1 protein-coding gene is annotated in these 1,736 nt (G+C 34.0%); it reads right to left on the bottom strand.

Features of this window, described 5'->3' with window-relative positions:
• Window positions 1-108: 108 nt before the first annotated feature.
• A complete protein-coding gene (locus P0N36_RS15200; protein WP_275843730.1) occupies window positions 109-1,413 on the bottom strand; it encodes an IS110 family transposase in 1,305 nt (434 codons plus the stop codon).
• Between the last annotated feature and the right edge of the window lie 323 nt (window positions 1,414-1,736).

Here is a 1,736-nt window from a genome sequence, read left to right on the forward strand (position 1 = left end):
ATAGACCAGCTAGAAATAGTCAAGCAAAAGTTTGAAAAAGATACTTTGTAAAAAAGAGCATCACAAACAAAGGGTTTAGAAAACCCGAACATTAATATTTTTTCAAGATTAAGCAGCGTTAGTTACGTTGTGAACTTGGGACATAAACATTTGTTGATGAATCTTAGGATTACGTTCTTCATAAGGTGTTTGGTTTTTTAAAACAGAGAAAATATACCTTAGAAGTTTGTTCATAATAGCAACAAGGCGTACTTTCTTTTTCTTACCCTTAAGTGTTGTGTGATACATTTCATAAAGCACTTGATTCATGGGGACACCTGCTTTGGTTTTACGAACAGAAGCTAAAGCAAGAGCGTATAAAGCTCTTCTACCGATAGCAGTGCCACGTTTAGACATTTTGTTAGCAGTGCTTCTGAAGTCGCCAGAATCATTAACAGATGGATCAACACCAAAGAAGGCTACGAGTTGACTAGATTTAGTAAAGTTATTGATATCATTCATCTCTACTAAAAGAGTGACAGCACTAATAAAACCGGCACCTTTGAAACTACAGAGTAAAGAGATATTGTGGTTGAATTCATCAGCAAAAGATGCCCCATTAATAAAGTCTTTGATTTCATCAAGTAGAGAAAGACACTGATTGTTATAAAAGTTGTAAGTATCAACAAAACGCTTTACCTTTGACTTGAAAGTCAATGGATTAATACCAAGAACTATAGCGCTAGAAGCGATGCCTTTTAAGAGTTCTAGTTTGGACTTAGCCCATTTCAAACCACGCCTAGAGGAATCAACCAAAAGGGTTAGAACTTCATCAGATGGAGCATCTAGAAGGTCTTGTGGAGTAGGATAAGTTGTAATAAAAGTAAGAGGAGTTTTGCCTGTTAAATCAGCAAATGCCTTTTGCAGACCAGGATAATAAATATATAAAGCGTTAGTAAAAGCTTTCTTAGCATTAGCTTTTAGATCAATGATTTTGTAATAGTCACGAACTAATAGTTTTAGATGTAACATATCTTTGGAAGTAAAAAAAGATGTCTTAACGTCATTGAATTTACAAAGCCTAGCAATAGAAAAAGAATCTAATTTATCATTTTTAACTTTCCTTATGTTGTAATTCTTGTTAGAATTAGTTATCAACGGATTGATTACACGAATGTCAATCTGGCGATCAATGAGAAAATGAAGAAGAGTTAAATGGTATATGCCCGTGGATTCGCAAAATACGTTGGGCCTACTGTTTAGCTCTTCTTCTGCTTTATAGAAAAGCTTAAGAAAACTATTGAAGCCTTCAAGAGAATGGTTAAATCGAAAATTCTTTTTGTAGATATCGCCATTTTGTTTTAAGACAGTAGCAACTGAGAAATTGGCAGCAACATCGATGCCGATGACAGGTAAATCATAAAGTTTAGACATAATATTATCCTTTCAAAGTTAGTAAGAGTAATCAAATGAGTCAGTTAACCTTGTTGTTTACACGAATAGTTCCCGTTGGTGACCAAAGAGAAATTCAACCAGCTAAATCAACGAGTCTCATAGAATGCATGCTATGTCACGAATATAAACTCAAAGAGTCATTCAAGGAGGGAACGCACATACTCTTACATGAAACTATAATATAAAAAGTAACATTTGATAAGTGGTTGAACTCATCTTTGACCACGAACAATAAACAATAAAGTTAGAGGAATATTCGGATTAGCTATTTGATTATTTCTATAACTGTATTATACAAGGAG

The organism is Petrocella sp. FN5 (assembly GCF_029210395.1).
GTDB lineage: Bacteria > Bacillota > Clostridia > Lachnospirales > Vallitaleaceae > Petrocella.